Genomic DNA, 3290 nt, shown 5'->3' with positions numbered 1-3290 from the left:
GGTCTATACCCGGTCCGTTACTTGACGCCCTTGATCGGCCGGATGGCGAGCGCGCTGATCAGTACGACGGCCATGGCGAAGGCGAACAGGACACGGTAGCCCGGCAGTTTGTCGGAGCCCGCGGCGAACGAGGTGATGAGCACGGAGGCGATGATCGGTCCCAGCGCCTGCGCGACGTTGGTGGCGATGTTCAGGATGCCCAGGTCCTTGCCGGCCGCCGCGCCCTTGGGCAGCACCTTGGTCATCAAGGCCATGTCCAGCGACATGTACGTACCGAATCCCATGCCGCTGACCAGCGCGTACGCGTACATCGCGGGCAGGGTGGGGCTGGCCGGCGGGATGGCCGGCCATCACCTTCGGGGTCCTCGGCGGCGAGGCGACCCTGCGCGGCGCGTTCCAGACCTGCCGCGACGTCCTGCTCGACGATCCCACCAGTGTTCCGGCGCTCCCCAGGACTCCGATCGCCGTGCCGTCCCAGTAGCCCGACCCCCTCTCCGTCGCCGCCCGGCTTCCGGTCGTGGCTTCGTACGGCCGCCCCCGTACATGCATACTCGGGCTCTGCGCGCGCACCGGCGTTCGCGAGAAGCGGGAGGTGGGCGATGGTGGTGCCGTCGGCAACGGGGACGGAACCCCGGAAAATCACGATCAATGACGTCGCCAAGTCCGCCGGGGTGTCCCGGCAGACCGTGTCACGGGCGCTCAACGACAAGGACGAGATCGACAGCGTCACCAAACAGCGGGTGCTCGACGCCGCCCGCGCGCTCGGCTACCGTCCGAGCCGGTTCGCCCGGGGTCTGGTCCGTCAGGACACGATGACCATCGGGCTGGTCATCCCCGATCTGCTCAACCCGTTCTTCACCGAGGTCGCCGCCGCCGCGCTGGAGGCGGCCCGGACCCGTGGCTGGCAGGTCGTCGTGTACGACACCGGGGACCGGGCGGAGGAGGAACGCGGCACGCTCCAGGTGATCAGCTCGCAGGTGGACGCGGTCATCGGGTACTTCAGCTGCCCCGAGAGCGAACTGGAGAAGTTCACGCGCGGCATGCCGGTGGTGCTCATCGGCCGGGAACAGCGCACGCGGTTCAGCGCGATCCAGATCGACGGCGCGGCGGGGGTCCATGCCGCGGTGGCCCACCTGGTCGCGCGGGGGCACACCCGCATCGGCATGCTCGACCACCACACCCGCGCCGAACCGAGCATCCGGCACGAGTGGTTCACGACGGCCGCGACGGCACACGGGATCGACGCCGGCCTGGTGGTCGGCGCGGACCAGACGGCCGACGGCGGCGGCGCGGCGCTCAGGACCCTGCTCGCCGACCATCCCGACGTCACCGCGGTGTTCACGTTCAACGACATCATCGCGATCGGCGCGCTGCGCGAGGCCCGCCGCCTCGGCAGGAGCATCCCGCAGGAGCTGGCGGTGATCGGCTTCGACGGTCTGCAGCTCGGGGCACTCGTCGAACCCCCGCTCACCAGCGTCGCCCTCGACACCCGCAGGCTCGGCGCCCTCGCCATCGAGCAGGTCGCCCGCCTCCTGTCGGGGTCGGAAGCACTGGCGACCGACGACCTGGTCGTGCGCGCCGAACTGCGGCTGAGCGGCTCCGCCTAACCCGGCCGATACCCGTCCGACCCGAATGTCTTGACACTCCCCCGCACCGGAGCGCAGACTTCCGAACATTCCAAAATGCATGTCGAGGTCTATCTGCAAGCAGTCCCGTGAGCGCTCACGGGAGCGCTCACGGGACGCTCTTAGACCCCGGAAAAACGGTGTGAACACGTCCCTTCCACCCAGAAGGCATCCCGCCCTCGGGATCAGCATCGAGCCGCCTAGCACCGCCGCTAGTCGTTGTCTGGAACGGAAACCATGAGCAGCACAATCACGCGCATCCGCCTCGGCGCCGTCGCCGTGGCCGCCAGTGTCGCCGTACTCGCCGGATGCTCGTCATCCTCGCCGTCGGCCAAGACGTCCGCGGCCTCCTGCGCACCCGCGAAGGGCAAGGTCACCCTCCAGTACTGGAACACCGTTCCGGGCATGGACAAGGTCGTCGCCCTGTGGAACAAGAAGAACCCGGACATCCAGGTCGAGACGAAGAACATCTCCAACGACCAGTACGGCACTCTCAGCAACGCCCTCAAGGCCGGAAAGGCGCCCGACCTCTCTCAGGTCGGCTACGACGAGCTTCCCAACCTGCGCACCCAGAGTGCGTTCGTGGACGCCTCGTCCTGCTCGGCGGCCACCGCGGCCAAGTCGAAGTTCGTGCCGTGGACCTGGTCGCAGACCAGCTTCGGCGGCACCGGCGTGTTCGCCCTGCCGCAGGACACCGGCCCGATGGCCCTCTACGTACGCAGTGACATCTTCAAGAAGTACGGCATCGCGATCCCGAAGACGTGGGACGAGTACGCGGCTGCCGCGGCCAAGCTGCACAAGGCGGACTCCAAGCTCGACATCACGTTCTTCGACCCGAACAACGCCGAGTGGTTCAACGGGCTCCTCTGGCAGAACAACTCCCAGATGTACAGCTACTCCGGCGACAAGTGGCAGGTCACCGTCGCCTCGGACCAGAGCAAGCAGGTCGCCGACTACTGGCAGAAGCTGATCGCCGGCAAGCTCGTGCGCACCGACCTCGCCAACGGTTCGACGCAGATGTACGCCGCGTACCAGAAGGACCAGATCGCCAGCTACGTCGGCGCCGCCTGGGGCTACAGCATGTTCCGCGACAACCTCCCCAAGCAGTCCGGGAAGTGGACGATCGTCCCGATGCCGACGTGGGGTTCGAACGGCGCCTCCGGTGACTGGGGCGGCTCGACGGTCGCGTTCATGAAGGGCAGCAAGCACCTCTACGAGTCGGTCAAGTTCAACACCTGGCTCAACACCGACCCGGAGGCCCTCGCGCTGGAGAACCAGCTGGGCGGCCTCTACCCTGCGGCCAACGCGGGGCTCCAACTGCCCGCGCTGTCCAAGGGAGTTCCGTACTACAACAACGAGAAGATCTTCGACGTCTTCGCCGACTCGTCCAAGACCATCAACACCAGCTTCGCCTGGGGACCCACCCAGAAGACGGTGAACCTCTCGCTGCAGGACGCGATGGCCAAGGCGGCGGCCGGTGACGGCACGCTCAGCGACGCGCTGGCGGCGGCGCAGGCGTCCGCGCTGAAGTCCATGAAGGACCAGGCGATCCCGGCCGCGGCGGGCAAGTGACCGCGCAATGACCGACATCGAAACTCGCGCGGCGCGCGTGGTGCAGTCGCCCACGGCCGGGGCGTAGTGGGGGGTCGGCCCAGGGGGCGACGC

At 68.0% G+C, this 3290-nt stretch carries 3 protein-coding genes; 2 read left to right on the top strand and 1 reads right to left on the bottom strand.

The genetic code is table 11. From position 1 onward, the window contains the following. Window positions 1–17: 17 nt before the first annotated feature. The gene (locus ACFWP5_RS52110) at window positions 18–311 is read right to left on the bottom strand and encodes an MFS transporter (RefSeq protein WP_384174409.1); all 294 of its coding nucleotides are present in this window, start codon (window positions 309–311) and stop codon (window positions 18–20) included. 288 nt (window positions 312–599) lie between these two features. On the opposite strand from ACFWP5_RS52110, the gene ACFWP5_RS52105 reads away from it, so the two are divergent. After that, window positions 600–1607 (top strand): LacI family DNA-binding transcriptional regulator, encoded by a 1008-nt coding sequence (locus ACFWP5_RS52105; protein ID WP_384174406.1) that lies wholly within the window; start codon window positions 600–602, stop codon window positions 1605–1607. Between the two features lie 255 nt (window positions 1608–1862). Next, a complete protein-coding gene (locus tag ACFWP5_RS52100; protein WP_384174403.1) occupies window positions 1863–3197 on the top strand; it encodes an ABC transporter substrate-binding protein in 1335 nt (444 codons plus the stop codon). Window positions 3198–3290: the final 93 nt, after the last annotated feature.

Source organism: Streptomyces sp. NPDC058469, assembly GCF_042721125.1.
Classification (GTDB): Bacteria; Actinomycetota; Actinomycetes; order Streptomycetales; family Streptomycetaceae; genus Streptomyces.
The sequence above is the reverse complement of the archived record's forward strand: the minus strand, read 5'-3'. Positions and strand labels throughout refer to the sequence as shown.

Bases quoted from the DNA above. Each gene is read 5' to 3' on its own strand.
- ACFWP5_RS52110 (WP_384174409.1), bottom strand. From the start codon at position 311: ATGTACGCGTACGCGCTGGTCAGCGGCATGGGATTCGGTACGTACATG.
- ACFWP5_RS52100 (WP_384174403.1), top strand. From the start codon at position 1,863: ATGAGCAGCACAATCACGCGCATCCGCCTCGGCGCCGTCGCCGTGGCC.
- ACFWP5_RS52105 (WP_384174406.1), top strand. From the start codon at position 600: ATGGTGGTGCCGTCGGCAACGGGGACGGAACCCCGGAAAATCACGATC.